Here is a 15,182-nt window from a genome sequence, read left to right on the forward strand (position 1 = left end):
CGTAGGTTGCCCCCTCCAGTGATCGGCAGTCTCGAAGCAAAGACTTTTCAAGCGCGAAGAATCTTGCGCTATTGTGAAACTTTATTGCGCGCGCCCTGTGGGCTGCTATAAGAATTGAAAAATGCTGAGGATATTATGGCAGGCACGCGACTGGATCCAATTGACCGAATGATACTGGCGGAATTGCAGGCGGATGGTCGGATGACGAATGTCGAACTCGCGAAACGGGTTGGTATTTCAGCGCCGCCCTGCCTGCGTCGGGTCCGCACTTTGGAAGAGCACGGCTATATCAAAGGCTATCACGCCGACGTTGATGCGCGAGAGCTCGGGTTTGAAGTGCAGGTCTTCGCCATGGTCGGTCTGGCCAGTCAGGCGGAGGCTGATCTCAGCGCTTTCGAAGAGAAATGCCGCGGCTGGCCCTTGGTGCGAGAGTGTCACATGCTCAATGGCGAGGTCGATTTCATTCTCAAATGCGTGGCCCCCGATCTGTCGAGCTTTCAAAGCTTTCTGACCGGGCAGTTGCTGACGACGCCCAATGTCGCCAGCGTCAAGACAAGCCTTGTGATCCGGGGCGCCAAGGATGAGCCCGGCGTGCCCTTTGATGTGTTGGAAGCGCGGCTGGCGACAGCGCCTTAGGGCGCGGCGCCGTCACCAGCTGTCTCAGGCGCGCGCGGGTGGGCCAGAGGGCCGAAGTCCGTGGCATGGCCGATTTGCGGGAACAGGGAGAGGAACCTGTCGCGAAGGTTTTGCGAGACAGCCCGCGTGGCCTGCGCGCCGGGATGAAACGTCTCCATCTCAAGCCCCCCGGCCTTGAGCACCGCGTGGCGCGACAGGCAGATGTGGAAAAGCCGCACCGGCGTGGGCGGAACGACTTCGATCACATTGACCCCATCCACAAATTCCCGAACCGGTGTCAGCAGACGCGTGCCCCCAGCTTCGCCCCGCAGCTGAGGCGGCGTGTGCAGCACGCGGGCCGCGGGGCCGACGGTCAGGAAAGAACTAGGCCGATCTTGGCCAAAACTGTCGGGCATGATCCTGACGAGGGGCATCCGCCGCCCGGCGTCTGCCGGCACAAAATTGCTTGACCCGATCCAGACCAGTTCCGCTGGCTCGCTCGAGGATGTGTTGATCATATCGCCCGGTTGCAGGTCTTCGATGGCGACTTCGCCCTGCACCGTCTGGACCAGCGTGCCGCGCGCAAAGGCCGCGAAGGCGGATTCAAACAGCGGCAGGGCGGGGGCGTGGTCCTGGCCAATGAAAAGCGATCCATCCGCCCTCAGGGCCGCGATCTCGTAGTTGCGCACTGGCGGGGGGGGCGCATGGATTTCGCCACCGCCAAATGCGTCGGAGAGCAGGGGGCTGGCCGCTAGAGCTGCGGGTGCTGGCATTTCGAAACCTTTCAATCGGTCCCATCCGCGCGGGCGCAACCGGCGGTACAGGCATAAACGGCATCGGTTCATCGGGTCTGTCAGACGAGTTCGCCATGTTGGCGGCGCATTGTCAAAACTTCCGCGACATTGCGGTCGCGTTTTGGGTCAATGCGTTGGATCGGCGGGGGCTGTTTCCGCTTGGTGGTAACCCCTGGCCATAATTCAGCTGAGCCTGCCCCCAAAGGCGAATCGCCGCCCCGCGGGGCTGTCGGATACGCCAGCAGGGCGCGCCTGCGGGGAAGGGGAAATCAGGCGGTTTTGCGGGCAACCGGCGCGGCGTTGCGCTTGGCGATAAAGGCCGCGCGGCGGGCGCCTCTGGCCCAAGGCATGACGGTGTCATTCTTGGCGGCGCTATCAACCACCGACTTAATGAAACGCGGGTTCTTTTTCATGGTCTTATTCCTCTTGCGTCTATCGGGGCTGGCACCCGGCATAGGATTACTATGACGGGGCAATCGGGCCGGTTTTTGACGATTCGAGGAAAGGTTTAGAGAAAATGCGCGAGGCAGAAGGCAGATTGTGCAGCTCTCGCCGCATTCTGAAAAATGCGATTTTTCAGGGCGTTCCGGGAGGTTGTTGAAACAATAGTGCGCGGCTCTGGGGTATTGTGCCCGATTTGGCATCAGCAATGCGGCGCAAAGGGGGCGGGGGTTGCCCTATTTAAGGCCGTTTTACAGAACGATGGCCGCGATCAATCGCCCGTAGTCCGCCTCTTTGGCGTGGGTCGTGCGGCGGTAGGAGTAGAATCGCTGCGGGTCGCTATAGGTGCAGTGCCGGGTCCATTCGGCATGGCCAACCCCGGCGGCGCGCAGGCGGTTGAGGCCAAAACCGGGCAGATCAAAGAGCAGCCGGTCGCCGTCGCCCTGCGTGAAATACCGGGCGAAGGCCGGGTCTTCATTCATAAAATTGTCCATGAACTCCGGACCGACCTCATAGGCGCGCTGGCTGATCGTCGGGCCAATGACGGCGGTGATCCCCTCGCGGCTTGCGCCAAGGCCGACCATCGCATCCACCGTGGCATCCAGCACCCCATCAAGCGCGCCGCGCCAGCCTGCGTGGGCCGCGCCGATGACGCCGGCCTCCGCATCGCCAAAGAGGACGGGCTGGCAATCCGCCGTGAGCACCGACAGGGCGAGGCCGGGGATGCGGGTGACCAGCGCATCGGCGCGCGGCTTGTCCTGACAGGGGGCGGTGGCCGTCACCACGGTCGCGGAATGTACCTGATGCACCCCGACGAGGTGGTCCGGGGCTACATTCATTGCCTGCGCCACCCGCGCGCGGTTGATGCTGACGATCTCGGATTGATCCGAACTGCCGGTGCCGCAATTCAGCCCGGCGAAAACCCCCGAAGACGCGCCGCCCTGTCGGGTAAAGAACCCGTGGCGAAAGGGGCTGAGGGCGTCTGAGGTGAGAATTTCTAACGTCATGCTTCGGTCCCCGGTGGCGGGGCCTGACCGGCCTGATAAAGCCCCATCGCTTTAAACAGGTTTCCCATTTCCGATGGATGCGTCAACCGTCGATGTGCAGCGATATGCGATTGAAGTGCGTCGCCTTTAAGGGTTTCGGCCAGCTTTTGCGCCCTCGCGGTGATGCCGAGACGTTCAAGAAACACGCCCTGCGGCGTCACCCGACTATGCGCGCAGGGGCAGGCTGTGGCCAGCGCTTCGAAATCCACATGGGCGGTCAGATCAGCGCGGCCCGGGGCGGCCAGCGGGTCGGTGGGCTGATGATTCTCCACCGCTTGAAACGTGTCGCCCAATGCGCGCCAATCGCCATAGTCAAAGATCAGCGCGGCTCCGCCGTGCTGGTCGATCCGCGTGCCGATGCTCTGCATGATCTTGGGCGCAAGGGGGCAAAGTTCGACCAGATCGCCGTCCCGCGTATCCTCCATGCGATGCGCGAGGGCGGGCTGCGCGGCGACGGGGCCAAGACCGAAGGCGAGCTCGCCCTCGGCCGCGCCCACCAAACGCTCGGCCCAGCCCGCGCCCTGCCGGATGAACTGACGGATCGGCAGCGCGTCGAAAAACTCATTGGCGATCAGGAAAAGCGGCGCGTTGGGCAGGTCCGCAACACCGTCCTGCCATGTCACCTCATGCCCCTTGAGCGTCTCGCGCTGCACCTCACGCAGGGCCGGGCTGGCCTCGATCAGCGTCACTTGCGCCGCGTCAAGAAATCCCGGCACGCGGGCGCAGGCGCGCAGGATATCGGCCATGAGCGTGCCGCGTCCGGGGCCAAGCTCTGCCAGCGTAAAAGGCGCCGGCGCGCCCTGATCGAGCCAGCTTTGCGCCAGCGACAGGCCGACCAACTCGCCAAACATCTGACTGATCTCGGGCGCGGTGGTGAAATCGCCCGCCGCCCCAAAGGGCGCGCGGGTTGTGTAGTAGCCCCATTCGGGGTGCAGTAGACAGGATTGCATATAGGCGTCGAGCCGCATCGGGCCTTCCAAGGCGATCCGCGCCAGCAGATGGTCCTTCAAGCTCATCCGCGCCGCCGTGCCCGCAGGATAAGATAGACCCCGACGGCGATCATCGGCAGCGACAGGATTTGCCCCATGGTCAGCCCCCAGCCGCCAATATGCCACGCCAGACCAAGCGGGTTGCCCGGGGTGACAAACTGCGCGTCGGGCTGGCGGAAAAACTCAACCGCAAAGCGCGCCGCGCCGTAGCCGGCCAGAAAGGTGCCGCCGATGAGGCCCGGCTTCTTCAGCGCGCCGCGCTTCCATGCCATCCAGATCAGCAACCCGCCGAGCAGCAGCCCTTCCAGCAGGGCTTCATAAAGCTGCGAAGGGTGGCGGGCGCAGATGCCGGCCACGTCCGGGCAAAATTGCGCGGCCTCACCGGGAAAGGCGACGCCCCAGGGCAGATCGGTCGGGCGGCCCCAAAGCTCGGCGTTGATGAAATTCGCGAGCCGCCCCAAGAACAGCCCCGGCGCCAACCCAAGACAGACCATATCGCCGGTGGAGATCACCGGGATGCGGTGGCGCCAAGTGTAGAAGAGCCCCGCCAGAATAACCCCAAGCGCGCCGCCGTGGAAGGACATGCCGCCTTCCCAAAGCTGCAGGATCGCCGCCGGGTTCGCGAGATAGTAGGCATGCTGGTAAAACAGCACATAGCCCAGGCGGCCGCCAAGGATCACGCCAAGGATCACCCAAAACAGCAGGTCTTCGACCTGTCCGGGTTTCATCACCGGCGTGTTGTCTTTCCACAGATGCGGGCGTTTGACCGCCGCGGTGGCGATCCGCCAGCCGATCAGAATGCCCACGATATAGGCCAGCGCATACCAGCGCAGCGCGAAAGTGGTGCCAAAAAGGCTGACCGAAAAGATTTCCGGCGCGATGTCGGGGAAGGGGAGCATGGCTATCATGGCGCTGATTGAGCAAGGGCGCGCGGGGAAGTCAACCTTGCGGGTAGGGGCCATGCGCCCCATATAGAAACCAACATGATAGCCGGAGGCCAGAAATGCAGACCCGTAACAAGTTTTTCGACGACGTATCACAGATGATGACAAATGCGATGGGCGTGGCCCAGGGCGCCAAAGACGAGGCCGAAACCGCGTTCAAAGGCATGTTGGACCGGTGGCTCGCAGACCGCGATTTCGTGACCCGTGAAGAGTTCGATGCCGTGCGCGCCATGGCGCAAAAAGCCCGTGAAGAGAATGACGCGCTAAAGGCGCGGCTGGACAAGCTGGAAGCGAAAGGCTGATCTTCGCTCCGCGTCGCATGAAAGACCGGCGGTCGCCCTCAGGGCGGCGGCCCCGCAAGCGCATCCCTCGATAGCCTGCGCCCCCTGCATTTCCCCCAACCCTAGACGATTTGCGCAACTTACCCACAAGTTATTGCGGTTATCCCCTATGAATTGTGGTTATCCCCAAGAAAAAGGTTGCCAGATCGACTCACTCGCACCACCATATATTGTATAGGCTTGGTAAAGTTACACGTCTATTTGTGCAGGTTTCCATGGTTGGTAGCGTTCACCGCTCCGCCCGGAAGAGAGTGAAAGGTGGCGAGATGGCCCTGTCCGAACAGTACCTTGACGAAGACATTCACCCCATTGATATCGTTGAAAACTTGGCGGCTCATCATGATTGGGAGTTTGACCGGGTTGCCGATGATCAGATCGCCATGGCGGTCGAGGGGCAGTGGCGCACCTATTCGGTGACACTGGCATGGTCCGCCTATGACGAAACGCTCCGTCTGATCTGTACCTTCGAAATGGAGCCGCCCGCAGAAAAACTGTCGCCGCTTTACGAATTGTTAAACCTGGTGAACGATCAATGCTGGGCAGGGGCCTTTACCTTTTGGTCCGAGCAGCAGTTGATGGTCTACCGCTATGGTCTGGTGCTGTCCGGTGGCCAGCATGCGGGGCCAGAACAGATTGACGCGATGATCGGGGCCGCGGTGATGAGTGCGGAACGCTACTATCCGGCGCTGCAACTTTTGGTCTGGGGCGATCAATCCCCAAAAGCCGCGATGGACGTAGCCATTGCAGAGGCTTACGGCCGGGCGTAACAAAGTCCCCGAACAACTTCGGGGGATAGGATGAAAGACAGCAGGGTTGCGCGCGATGGTCTGGTTTTGCTGGGCTGTGGCAAGATGGGATCGGCAATGCTGGCAGGATGGTTGGCCCGCGGGCTGCCGCCAAGCGCCGTCTGGGTGGTCGACCCAAAGCCGTCGGATTGGGTGCAGCAGACCGGGGTGAACCTCAATGCCACCTTGCCTGCAATACCCGCTGTGGTGCTGGTCGCCGTCAAACCGCAGATGATGGCAGAGGCATTGCCGACGCTGCAAGCGATGGGCAATGGCGAGACGGTCTTTGTCAGCGTCGCGGCTGGCACGACGATCGGCTATTTCGAGGGTATCCTCGGCGCAGACACCCCCATTGTGCGGGCCATGCCCAACACGCCCGCCGCGATTTCCAGGGGGATCACCGCCATCGTCGGCAACGCGCAGGCTGGCAGCCGGGCGTTGGAGGAGGCCGAAACGCTGCTCAGCGCCGTGGGCGAGGTGGTTCGGCTTGAGAATGAGGCGCAGATCGACGCGGTGACCGGGGTGAGCGGCTCGGGCCCGGCTTATGTCTTCCATATGATCGAATCTATGGCCGCCGCCGGTGTGGCGCAGGGGTTGCCAGAGGAACTGGCCTTGCAATTGGCCAAGGCCACGGTCGCCGGGGCCGGGGCGCTGGCGATGGAGGCCGAGGAGGACCCCGCGCAGCTGCGCGTGAATGTCACCAGCCCCAATGGCACCACGCAGGCCGCGCTCGAAGTGCTGATGGATGCCGAGAACGGCTTCCCCGCCTTGCTGAAACGGGCCGTTGCCGCCGCCGCAGACCGCTCGCGGGAGCTGGCCGATGGCTGAGATTGCATTCGATGATTTCCTGAAAGTCGACATCCGGGTGGGCACCGTGACGCGGGCCGAGCCTTTCCCCGAAGCGCGCAAACCTGCGATCAAGCTCTGGGTCGATTTCGGGTCTGAGCTCGGCGAGCGCAAGACCTCGGCGCAGATCACGGCGCATTATGATCCCGAGAGGTTGGTCGGGCGGCAGGTGCTGGCGGTGGTGAACTTCCCGGCGCGGCAGATCGGGCCTTTCATGTCCGAAGTGCTGGTCTTGGGGCTGCCCGACAGCTCGGGCGAGATCGTCTTGATTTCACCCGACCAGAAGGTGCCGGACGGGGGGCGGATGCATTGAAAAAGATATTGTTTGCCAGACCGTTACCTCAGGAGGTAACCCGCGCGCTCGTGGGCTGTGACGTGACGGTCCGGGCAGAGACTGCCCCGCTCGGCGCGGATGAACTGCGCGCGGCGCTGCGGGATTATGATGCGGTGATGCCGACCCTGGGCGATGGCTTTACCGCCGAGGTTTTTGCCGATGTCCCCGAGCCCCGTTGCAAGCTGCTGGCCAATTTCGGCGTCGGTTACAACCATATCGACGTGGAGGCCGCGCGGGCTGCTGGTGTGGCGGTGACCAACACTCCCGGGGCGGTGACGGATGCGACCGCAGATATCGCCATGACCCTGATGCTGATGTCCGCCCGCCGCGCGGGGGAGGGGGAGCGACTGGTCCGCTCCGGCGCCTGGGAGGGCTGGCATCCGACGCAGATGCTGGGGCTGCATCTGACCGGCAAGAAGGTCGGGATCGTCGGCATGGGGCGTATCGGTCAGGCGATTGCGCAGCGTTGCCACTTCGGCTTTGGCATGGAGGTCAGTTATTTTAACCGCAGCGCCAAGGACTTGGCCTTTCCGGCTGCGCGGGTGGAGAGCCTTGCAGCGCTGGCGGGCAAGGTCGATGTGCTCGTCGTGGCGGTTCCCGGCGGCAGTGAAACGCGGCATATGATTGACGCGCAGGTTCTGGCAGCCATGCAGCCCCATGCGCGGCTGGTCAATATCGCGCGCGGCGATGTGGTGCAGGAGGCTGCGCTGATCGACGCTCTGCAGGCGGGGCAGATCGGCGGGGCGGGGCTGGATGTCTATGAGTTCGAGCCGCAGGTGCCGCAGGCGCTGCGTGACCTGGAAAATGTGGTTCTGCTGCCGCACTTAGGGACCTCGGCGCGCGAGGTGCGGGTGGATATGGGGCTGATGGTTGTTGCCAACCTACAGGCTTTCATAGAGGGTAAGCCTTTGCCCAATAAAGTTTAATTGTCGCCCACGGCGGCGCGCCAATGTCGGCGGCAGAGCGAGACATAGGTCTCGTTGCCGCCGATCTGAACCTGCGCCCCGGCGCGCATGACATGGCCTTCGGCGTCTTGGCGCACGACCATTGTTGCCTTTTTCCCGCAGTGGCAGATGGTGCGCACCTCGCGCATTTCATCCGCCAGCGCGAGCAGGGCGGCGGAGCCGGGGAAGAGCTTGCCCTGGAAATCCACGCGCAGCCCGTAGCACATGATCGGCACGTGTAAATCGTCCACGGCGCGGGCCAGTTGCCAGACTTGTTCGGCTTCCAAAAACTGGGCTTCGTCGATGAAAATACAGGCGCAGGGGCCGTCGGCGAGCCGGGTTTTGACCTTGGCCAAAAGGTCTTCTCCGGGGCCGAAAGTATCGGCGTTTTGACCGATGCCGATCCGCGAGGCGATACGGCCTTCGCCGGCGCGGTTGTCGAACTGCGCGGTGAGCAAATAGGGCACCATGCCGCGTTCCACATAGTTATGCGCGGCTTGCAGGAGCACCGTGGATTTGCCGGCGTTCATGGTCGAATAGTTGAAGTAGAGCTTGGCCATGGGCCGGGTGTTACGCCGCCCGTCGGGGCGGATCAAGATTGAATGACCGGGGATCCTGCGGGATGACATTGGGGCCGCGAGGGGGTAAGGGGCAGGCAGGTCAATATAGGGGATCGCGTGATGACAGATGGTTTGGACAACCTGCGCAAAGAGGCCTTGCCGCAGATCGATGTGGCAGCACTCAAGGCGGCAGATGATCCGGGGCATAAGCCACGGATTTTGCTGCTTTATGGCTCTCTGCGCGAGGTCAGCTATTCGCGCAAGGCCGCGCAGGAGGCGGCGCGGATTCTGGAGTATCTGGGCTGTGAAACCCGGATATTCGACCCCGCCGGTCTGCCGCTGCCGGATGATGCGTCGGCCGATCATCCGAAGGTCACGGAGCTGCGCGAGCTGGCGATCTGGGCCGAGGGCATGGTCTGGTCCAGCCCGGAGCGGCATGGCGCGATGACCGCGATCATGAAAGCGCAGATCGACTGGCTGCCGCTGTCGTTGAAAGGCGGCATTCGCCCGACACAGGGCAAGACGCTGGCCGTGATGCAGGTCAGCGGCGGCTCGCAATCCTTTAACGCGGTGAACCAGATGCGTATTCTGGGCCGCTGGATGCGAATGGTGACGATCCCCAATCAATCCAGCATCCCGAAAGCCTGGTTGGAGTTCGACGAAGGCGGGCGTTTGCCGCAGGGGCCGTTTCTGGCCCGCATCGTCGATGTGATGGAGGAACTGGTTAAGTTCACATGGTTGGTGCGGGGTCGGGCGGATTACCTCGTCAATCGTTACTCAGAGCGCGTGGAAAGCGCCGAGGAACTTCATAAGCGAGTTTCGTTAAAAGACGTTTAACGCCCCCGCATCCGCCCTCCGGAAACGCCTAGCCGCGTTTCCGGACGAGGACGGAACCCACCGAATAGCCCGCGCCAAAGGAGCAGATCAGCCCGGTGTCGCCGTCTTCCAAGTCGCTGGAATGTTTGGCAAAGGCGATGATCGACCCGGCGGAGGAAGTATTGGCGTAGTCCTGCAGGATATTGGGCTGTTCGCCCGGCTCCGGCTCACGGCCCAGTACTTTGCGGCCGATGAAATCATTCATGGATTTATTGGCCTGATGCAGCCAAACCCGTTTCAGATCAGCGGATTGCAGGTCATTGTCGGCCATGTGGCTGCCGATATGTTCGGCCACCATGGGCAGCACTTCCTTGAAGACTTTGCGCCCGTTTTGCATGAATTGCATGTCGCGCCGGTCGGCCAGACCGTCGGGGCGGGAGCGGCGCAGAAAGCCGTTGTTGTTGCGGATGTTGTTGGAATAGTCGGTCGCGCAACGTGTTGAAATGATATCGAAACAGGGGCCGTCTGCGTCTTCGGCCCGCTCGACCAGCGTGGCGGTGGCGACGTCGCCAAAGATGAAATGGCAGTCCCTATCGCGCCATTCGAGATGGGCGGAACAGATCTCGGGGTTGACAACCAATGCGGCGCGGATCGAGCCGGAGCGGATCATGTCGGCGGCGGCTTGGATGCCGAAGGTGGCGGAAGAGCAGGCCACGTTCATGTCGAAGGCGAAGCCTTTGATTTCCATGAGGTCTTGGATCTCAATCGCCACGGCGGGATAGGCGCGTTCCAGATTGGAGGCGGCGCAGATCACAAGGTCGATATCCGCGGCGGTCTTGCCCGCTTGAGCGAGCGCTTTCTGGGCCGCGTCGACGGCCATTTCGGCCATGAGAGAGGGCTCTTCGTCGCTGCGCTGGCGCAGCAGCGGGTGCATGATATTGGGGTCGAGAATCCCTGATTTATCCATGACATAGCGCTGCTCGATGCCGCTGGCCTTGACGATGAATTCCTCAGAGGAATGGGCTTTGGGCGTGATCTTGCCAGCCTCGATCGCGTCGGCGTTTTCAGCGTTATAGAGGTCCGCATAGGCGTTGAAGGCTTCGACCAGTTCGGCGTTGCTGATGGTCTGTTTCGGGGTGAAAACGCCCGTGCCGGTGATGGCGGCTTGGTACATCTAAAGTATCCTTTCTCGCCAATGGCTTGGCTCGTCCTGTTCATTCGGTTGGGCCGCTTGGGATTAACCCTTTGGTCATTGTCACAGCCTGTACACCGGGCGTGCACGGCGCGTGCATACGGTGGTCAGGGATTATTTTAACGAAATTGCAACAGACTTGCCACGGCTTTGACAGGGGAGGCGTTATGACTAAGCGCGGGCAGGTGCAGCGGATGCATATGAATTATTTCACCGATGTCATGCAGCAGGTGAAATGGGACGTGCATCAGGCGGTCTTGGACAATGGGGCGGTGCCGCGGGACTGGCATGAGATTGCCCGGGCGCGGGGGCGGCGGCCGAAGCTGCGGCTGACGATCCGGCTGGAAGAGGATGTGGTGAAATTCTACCGCGCCATGGGGCGGGGCTATCAGGAGCGGATGAACGATGTGCTGCGGGCCTGGATGCATGGGCGTTTGGCCGGGGTGATCGACGGGCCGGAGGCCGATGATTTGGAGCTGGCCTTGTTAATGCAATATCCGAGGCCGCGCACGGGGGAGATCGAAATGGCGCATCACGGGGTGGTGCGGCGGGATGACGGGCGGCTCTATTCGCTGAATGAGGAGCGGTATCTGGCGGAGGAGGAGGTGACCGGGGGCGAGGGGGCGCTGGGGGTGTTTCGGTCGTGCCGGGGTGGGGTGGGGTGAGGAGGCCGATGCCCGCTGTGCCACCGGACGGGGGCGGGGAGTTGAGGAGACTGTCTTGCGGTGGTTGCCCGGACTCAAGGCGCCCCGCGCCGCCGGGGAGCGCCCGACCGCCCCATGGGCGGGCGCTTTTGCGACCCTGTGCAACATATCCGGCGCAGATCATGGCTGAGAAATAAAGTGGTGGGCACGGCTGTTGCGATGCCCGCCCGCGGTCTGGCGCTGCCCGGCTCGGTGCCGGACCTTTCGCCCGCTGTGCCACCGGGCGGGGGGTGAAGGAGGGTGGGAGTTCGTGGTTAGCGTTGAGAAGGCGCGCTAGAAGCGCACCGTCTCACGCTGCCCCCGGGGCTCCGCCCGTTCGAGCCTCGGACTGTCCACTGGACAGTCCGCCCGCGCGGGGCGCGCGGGGCCGGCTCTCACCCCTGAAGCGCCTTGACCCCGATCTCATCCTCGGCCTGCGCCTTGATTGCCAGCGCGGCGGCATGGGCGCCGGCGGCGGTGGTGAAATAGGGGATCTTGTCGTAAAGCGCGATGGAGCGGATCGACTTGCTGTCTTCCACCGCCTGCGCGCCTTCGGTGGTGTTCATGACCAGATGCACATCGCCGTTTTTCATCAGGTCGGTGATGTCCGGGCGGCCCTCATAGACCTTGTTCACCACCTCGCAGGCATGACCGTTCTGCGACAACCACTGCGCGGTGCCGCGGGTGCCGATGAGGGTAAAGCCTTGGGACAGCAGGATTTCTGCGGCCTCCAGCATCGCGGCATCCTTGTCGGCGTCCTTGATCGACAGGAAGGCGCAGCCCTTGCGCGGCAGCATCGTGCCGGCGCCCATCTGCGCCTTGAGGAAGGCGCGGGGGAAGTCGCGGTCCCAGCCCATGACCTCGCCGGTGGAGCGCATTTCCGGCCCCAGAAGCGTGTCGACGCCGGGGAAACGGGCGAAGGGCAGCACCGCCTCTTTGACCGAGAACCATGGCATATTGGGGTCCGCCAGTGTCATCGGATCGCCCAGCGGCAGCGTGTCTTCGTAGGCGGCGGAGGCGTCGTAGGGGGCGCGCTGCGGGAAGTTCGAAAGCGGCTCCCCGGCCATGATCCGCGCGGCGATGGAGGCGATGGCAGAGTCGGTCGCCTTGGCCACGAAGGGCACGGTGCGCGAGGCGCGGGGGTTGACCTCAATCAGGTAGATCTCGCCGTCTTTCACCGCAAATTGGATGTTCATCAGGCCCACGACATTGAGCGCCTTGGCCAATGCGCGGGTCTGCTCTTCGACCTCGGCGATGATTTCGCGGGGGAGCGAGTAGGGCGGCAGGGAACAGGCGCTGTCGCCGGAGTGGACGCCGGCCTCTTCGATATGCTGCATGATACCCGCGACATGGACGTTTTCGCCGTCGCAGAGCGCGTCGACGTCCAGCTCCACCGCGCCAGAGAGGTAGCTGTCGAGCAGCACCGGGCTGTCGCCGGAGACGACGACGGCATTGGTGATATAGCGCTCAAGACTGGCCTGATCGCGCACGATCTCCATCGCCCGGCCACCCAGAACATAGGAAGGGCGGATGACCAGCGGGAAGCCGATTTCCTTGGCGATCTCCAGAGCTTCGGCGTCGGAATGGGCGATGCCGTTGCGCGGTTGCTTGAGGCCGAGGTTCAGCACAAGCTGCTGGAAACGCTCGCGGTCTTCGGCGAGGTCGATCATGTCGGGCGTGGTGCCAAGGATCGGGATGCCGGCCTCTTGCAGACCATTGGCGAGCTTCAGCGGGGTCTGGCCGCCGAATTGGACGATGACGCCGTGCAGCGTGCCGTTCTCCTGCTCGACGCGCAGAATCTCCATCACATGCTCAAAAGTCAGCGGTTCGAAATAGAGGCGGTCGGAGGTGTCATAGTCGGTCGAGACGGTCTCGGGGTTGCAGTTGACCATGATGGTTTCATAGCCGGCGTCCGTCAGCGCATAGCAGGCGTGGCAGCAGCAATAGTCGAACTCGATGCCCTGGCCGATGCGGTTCGGGCCACCGCCGAGGATGACGACCTTTTTACGGTCCGAAGGCCGGGCTTCGCATTCCGCCTCGCCCATCAGCGGGGCCTCGTAGGTGGAATACATATAGGGGGTTTGGGCTTCGAATTCGGCGGCGCAGGTGTCGATGCGTTTGAAGACGGCCTTGACGCCGAGGGCGAGGCGGGCGTCGCGGACGGCGGCTTCGCGCTGGTCGGTCAGAAGGGCGAGACGGGCGTCGGTGAAGCCCATCATTTTCAACTCGCGGAAGCTGTCGGCGTCGGTCGGCAGGCCGCTCTCGCGGATGGTCGCTTCGGCCTCGATGATCTCGCGGATGCGGGCGAGGAACCAAGGGTCGAACATTGTATGGGCGTGCAGATCGTCGTCGCTCATGCCGTGGCGCATGGCCTGGGCGATGGTGCGCATCCGGTCGGGCGTGGGGGCCGAGACGGCTTTGATCAGCGCGGCGATATTGGCCGGCGCGTCCTCGGGCTGGTCAGCGTCGAAGCCCGGAATGGTCACATCGTCAAATCCGGTGAGGCCGGATTCCATCGAGGCGAGGGCTTTTTGCAGGCTCTCGTGGATGGTGCGGCCAATCGCCATGGTCTCGCCCACGGATTTCATCGCGGTGGTGAGGTTCGGCTCGGCGCCGGGGAATTTCTCGAAGGCGAATTTGGGGATTTTGGTGACGACATAGTCGATCGAGGGCTCGAAGGAGGCGGGCGTGACGCCGGTGATGTCATTGTCGAGCTCGTCCAGCGTGAAGCCCACGGCGAGTTTGGCCGCGATCTTGGCGATGGGGAAGCCGGTGGCTTTGGAGGCGAGCGCCGAAGAGCGGCTGACGCGCGGGTTCATTTCGATCACCACCATGCGGCCATCGGCGGGGTTCACCGCCCATTGCACGTTGGAGCCGCCGGTCTCGACCCCGATCTCGCGCAGCACCGCGATCGAGTGGTTGCGCATGATCTGGTATTCTTTGTCGGTCAGCGTCAGGGCCGGGGCCACGGTGATGCTGTCGCCGGTGTGCACGCCCATCGGGTCGATGTTCTCGATCGAACAGACGATGATGGCGTTGTCGGCGGTGTCGCGCACCACTTCCATCTCATATTCTTTCCAGCCGAGCAGCGACTCGTCGACGAGGATCTGCCCCATCGGCGAGGCGTCCATGCCCGAGCGGCAGTAGAATTCGTAGTCTTCGCGGTTATAGGCCACGCCGCCGCCGGTGCCGCCCATGGTGAAGGCGGGGCGGATGATCGCGGGCAGTCCGACGTATTCCAGTGCTTCGAGGGCGAGGGTGACGCCGGCGGCGAGGTCTTTCTTGCCGTCTTCGCGCTTGGGCGCGGTGACGATGGTGGCCTTGGGGTTTTCGATGCCCAGACGGTCCATCGCCTCGCGGAAAAGCTTGCGGTCTTCGGCCATTTCGATGGCTTCGCGCTTGGCGCCGATCATCTCGACGCCGAATTTCTCAAGCACGCCCATTTCTTCGAGCGCGAGCGAGGTGTTAAGGCCGGTCTGGCCGCCCATGGTGGGCAGCAGCGCGTCGGGGCGTTCTTTTTCGATGATCTTGGCGACGATCTCGGGCGTGATCGGCTCGATATAGGTGGCATCGGCGAGGCCGGGGTCGGTCATGATCGTGGCGGGGTTGGAGTTGACGAGGATGACGCGGTAGCCTTCCTCCTTCAGCGCCTTACAGGCTTGGGCGCCGGAATAGTCGAACTCGCAGGCTTGTCCGATAACAATCGGCCCCGCACCAATGATCATGATCGACTGGATGTCGGTGCGTTTTGGCATGGCGGCCCCCTAATTTTGCAAATTGTCCTGCCTTATAGGGATGGCGACAGGGGCTGCAAGGGGGGAATGGGCCTGCGTCATAGGAAAAAGGGGTTTG

At 63.0% G+C, this 15,182-nt stretch carries 16 protein-coding genes; 8 read left to right on the plus strand and 8 right to left on the minus strand.

Annotation, left to right across the window (positions count from 1 at the left end; translation table 11 throughout):
* Positions 1-135 precede the first annotated feature (135 nt).
* Positions 136-636, plus strand: coding sequence for an Lrp/AsnC family transcriptional regulator (locus AB4M76_RS17105; RefSeq protein ID WP_368443192.1), 501 nt, complete (start codon positions 136-138; stop codon positions 634-636).
* Here AB4M76_RS17105 and AB4M76_RS17110 read toward each other — a convergent pair.
* From AB4M76_RS17110 to lgt, 5 genes are all read right to left on the minus strand, one after another.
* A complete protein-coding gene (locus AB4M76_RS17110; protein ID WP_368443193.1) occupies positions 633-1,388 on the minus strand; it encodes a Hint domain-containing protein in 756 nt (251 codons plus the stop codon). The two genes, AB4M76_RS17105 and AB4M76_RS17110, sit on opposite strands and share 4 nt — an antisense overlap.
* Positions 1,389-1,678: 290 nt before the next feature.
* Positions 1,679-1,822: a hypothetical protein gene (locus AB4M76_RS17115; RefSeq protein WP_368443194.1), complete on the minus strand. Its 144-nt coding sequence runs from the start codon at positions 1,820-1,822 to the stop codon at positions 1,679-1,681.
* 279 nt (positions 1,823-2,101) lie between these two features.
* Complete coding sequence (gene pgeF, locus AB4M76_RS17120) at positions 2,102-2,857, minus strand: peptidoglycan editing factor PgeF (RefSeq protein WP_368443195.1); 756 nt, start codon at positions 2,855-2,857, stop codon at positions 2,102-2,104.
* The gene (locus tag AB4M76_RS17125; RefSeq protein ID WP_368443196.1) at positions 2,854-3,912 is read right to left on the minus strand and encodes a class I SAM-dependent methyltransferase; all 1,059 of its coding nucleotides are present in this window, start codon (positions 3,910-3,912) and stop codon (positions 2,854-2,856) included. The genes pgeF and AB4M76_RS17125 overlap by 4 nt, the downstream gene beginning before the upstream one ends.
* Positions 3,909-4,793 carry a prolipoprotein diacylglyceryl transferase gene (lgt, locus tag AB4M76_RS17130; RefSeq protein WP_368443197.1) on the minus strand — a complete coding sequence of 295 codons (885 nt, stop codon included), beginning with the start codon at positions 4,791-4,793 and terminating at the stop codon, positions 3,909-3,911. Before lgt ends, AB4M76_RS17125 begins: the two co-directional genes overlap by 4 nt.
* Positions 4,794-4,888: 95 nt before the next feature.
* Here lgt and AB4M76_RS17135 point away from each other — a divergent pair, with 95 nt between their 5' ends.
* The 5 genes from AB4M76_RS17135 (at position 4,889) to AB4M76_RS17155 (ending at position 8,061) form a co-directional block, all read left to right on the plus strand.
* A complete protein-coding gene (locus AB4M76_RS17135) occupies positions 4,889-5,131 on the plus strand; it encodes an accessory factor UbiK family protein (RefSeq protein WP_368443198.1) in 243 nt (80 codons plus the stop codon).
* A 305-nt stretch (positions 5,132-5,436) separates the two neighbouring features.
* The gene (locus AB4M76_RS17140; RefSeq protein ID WP_368443199.1) at positions 5,437-5,937 is read left to right on the plus strand and encodes a YbjN domain-containing protein; all 501 of its coding nucleotides are present in this window, start codon (positions 5,437-5,439) and stop codon (positions 5,935-5,937) included.
* A 30-nt stretch (positions 5,938-5,967) separates the two neighbouring features.
* Positions 5,968-6,783 carry a pyrroline-5-carboxylate reductase gene (gene proC, locus AB4M76_RS17145; protein WP_368443200.1) on the plus strand — a complete coding sequence of 272 codons (816 nt, stop codon included), beginning with the start codon at positions 5,968-5,970 and terminating at the stop codon, positions 6,781-6,783.
* Positions 6,776-7,114, plus strand: coding sequence for a tRNA-binding protein (locus AB4M76_RS17150; RefSeq protein ID WP_368443201.1), 339 nt, complete (start codon positions 6,776-6,778; stop codon positions 7,112-7,114). Before proC ends, AB4M76_RS17150 begins: the two co-directional genes overlap by 8 nt.
* On the plus strand, positions 7,111-8,061 hold the full coding sequence (locus AB4M76_RS17155) for a 2-hydroxyacid dehydrogenase (protein WP_368443202.1): 951 nt from the start codon (positions 7,111-7,113) through the stop codon (positions 8,059-8,061). The genes AB4M76_RS17150 and AB4M76_RS17155 overlap by 4 nt, the downstream gene beginning before the upstream one ends.
* On the opposite strand, the gene AB4M76_RS17160 is transcribed toward AB4M76_RS17155, so the two are convergent.
* Positions 8,058-8,639, minus strand: coding sequence for a thymidine kinase (locus tag AB4M76_RS17160; protein WP_368443204.1), 582 nt, complete (start codon positions 8,637-8,639; stop codon positions 8,058-8,060). The genes AB4M76_RS17155 and AB4M76_RS17160 overlap by 4 nt on opposite strands.
* A 120-nt stretch (positions 8,640-8,759) precedes the next feature.
* Here AB4M76_RS17160 and arsH point away from each other — a divergent pair, with 120 nt between their 5' ends.
* Positions 8,760-9,476, plus strand: a complete 717-nt coding sequence (gene arsH, locus AB4M76_RS17165) for an arsenical resistance protein ArsH (RefSeq protein WP_368443205.1) — start codon at positions 8,760-8,762, stop codon at positions 9,474-9,476.
* Between the two features lie 28 nt (positions 9,477-9,504).
* Here arsH and AB4M76_RS17170 read toward each other — a convergent pair whose 3' ends face one another.
* Positions 9,505-10,629 carry a beta-ketoacyl-ACP synthase III gene (locus tag AB4M76_RS17170; protein ID WP_368443206.1) on the minus strand — a complete coding sequence of 375 codons (1,125 nt, stop codon included), beginning with the start codon at positions 10,627-10,629 and terminating at the stop codon, positions 9,505-9,507.
* Between the two features lie 185 nt (positions 10,630-10,814).
* On the opposite strand from AB4M76_RS17170, the gene AB4M76_RS17175 reads away from it, so the two are divergent.
* The gene (locus AB4M76_RS17175; RefSeq protein WP_368443207.1) at positions 10,815-11,312 is read left to right on the plus strand and encodes a BrnA antitoxin family protein; all 498 of its coding nucleotides are present in this window, start codon (positions 10,815-10,817) and stop codon (positions 11,310-11,312) included.
* 413 nt (positions 11,313-11,725) lie between these two features.
* Here the strand turns inward: AB4M76_RS17175 and carB are convergent, their stop codons facing one another.
* Positions 11,726-15,085: a carbamoyl-phosphate synthase large subunit gene (carB, locus tag AB4M76_RS17180; RefSeq protein WP_368443208.1), complete on the minus strand. Its 3,360-nt coding sequence runs from the start codon at positions 15,083-15,085 to the stop codon at positions 11,726-11,728.
* Positions 15,086-15,182: the final 97 nt, after the last annotated feature.

Origin of the sequence: Sulfitobacter sp. PS-8MA, from assembly GCF_040933935.1 — a bacterium.
Taxonomy (GTDB): Bacteria; Pseudomonadota; Alphaproteobacteria; order Rhodobacterales; family Rhodobacteraceae; genus Sulfitobacter.

What these genes read in the sequence shown, in the direction of transcription:
- AB4M76_RS17105 (WP_368443192.1), top strand. Translation starts at nt 136, where the DNA reads ATGGCAGGCACGCGACTGGATCCAATTGACCGAATGATACTGGCGGAA.
- AB4M76_RS17110 (WP_368443193.1), bottom strand. Translation starts at nt 1,388, where the DNA reads ATGCCAGCACCCGCAGCTCTAGCGGCCAGCCCCCTGCTCTCCGACGCA.
- AB4M76_RS17115 (WP_368443194.1), bottom strand. Translation starts at nt 1,822, where the DNA reads ATGAAAAAGAACCCGCGTTTCATTAAGTCGGTGGTTGATAGCGCCGCC.
- pgeF (WP_368443195.1), bottom strand. Translation starts at nt 2,857, where the DNA reads ATGACGTTAGAAATTCTCACCTCAGACGCCCTCAGCCCCTTTCGCCAC.
- AB4M76_RS17125 (WP_368443196.1), bottom strand. Translation starts at nt 3,912, where the DNA reads ATGAGCTTGAAGGACCATCTGCTGGCGCGGATCGCCTTGGAAGGCCCG.
- lgt (WP_368443197.1), bottom strand. Translation starts at nt 4,793, where the DNA reads ATGATAGCCATGCTCCCCTTCCCCGACATCGCGCCGGAAATCTTTTCG.
- AB4M76_RS17135 (WP_368443198.1), top strand. Translation starts at nt 4,889, where the DNA reads ATGCAGACCCGTAACAAGTTTTTCGACGACGTATCACAGATGATGACA.
- AB4M76_RS17140 (WP_368443199.1), top strand. Translation starts at nt 5,437, where the DNA reads ATGGCCCTGTCCGAACAGTACCTTGACGAAGACATTCACCCCATTGAT.
- proC (WP_368443200.1), top strand. Translation starts at nt 5,968, where the DNA reads ATGAAAGACAGCAGGGTTGCGCGCGATGGTCTGGTTTTGCTGGGCTGT.
- AB4M76_RS17150 (WP_368443201.1), top strand. Translation starts at nt 6,776, where the DNA reads ATGGCTGAGATTGCATTCGATGATTTCCTGAAAGTCGACATCCGGGTG.
- AB4M76_RS17160 (WP_368443204.1), bottom strand. Translation starts at nt 8,639, where the DNA reads ATGGCCAAGCTCTACTTCAACTATTCGACCATGAACGCCGGCAAATCC.
- arsH (WP_368443205.1), top strand. Translation starts at nt 8,760, where the DNA reads ATGACAGATGGTTTGGACAACCTGCGCAAAGAGGCCTTGCCGCAGATC.
- AB4M76_RS17170 (WP_368443206.1), bottom strand. Translation starts at nt 10,629, where the DNA reads ATGTACCAAGCCGCCATCACCGGCACGGGCGTTTTCACCCCGAAACAG.
- AB4M76_RS17175 (WP_368443207.1), top strand. Translation starts at nt 10,815, where the DNA reads ATGACTAAGCGCGGGCAGGTGCAGCGGATGCATATGAATTATTTCACC.
- carB (WP_368443208.1), bottom strand. Translation starts at nt 15,085, where the DNA reads ATGCCAAAACGCACCGACATCCAGTCGATCATGATCATTGGTGCGGGG.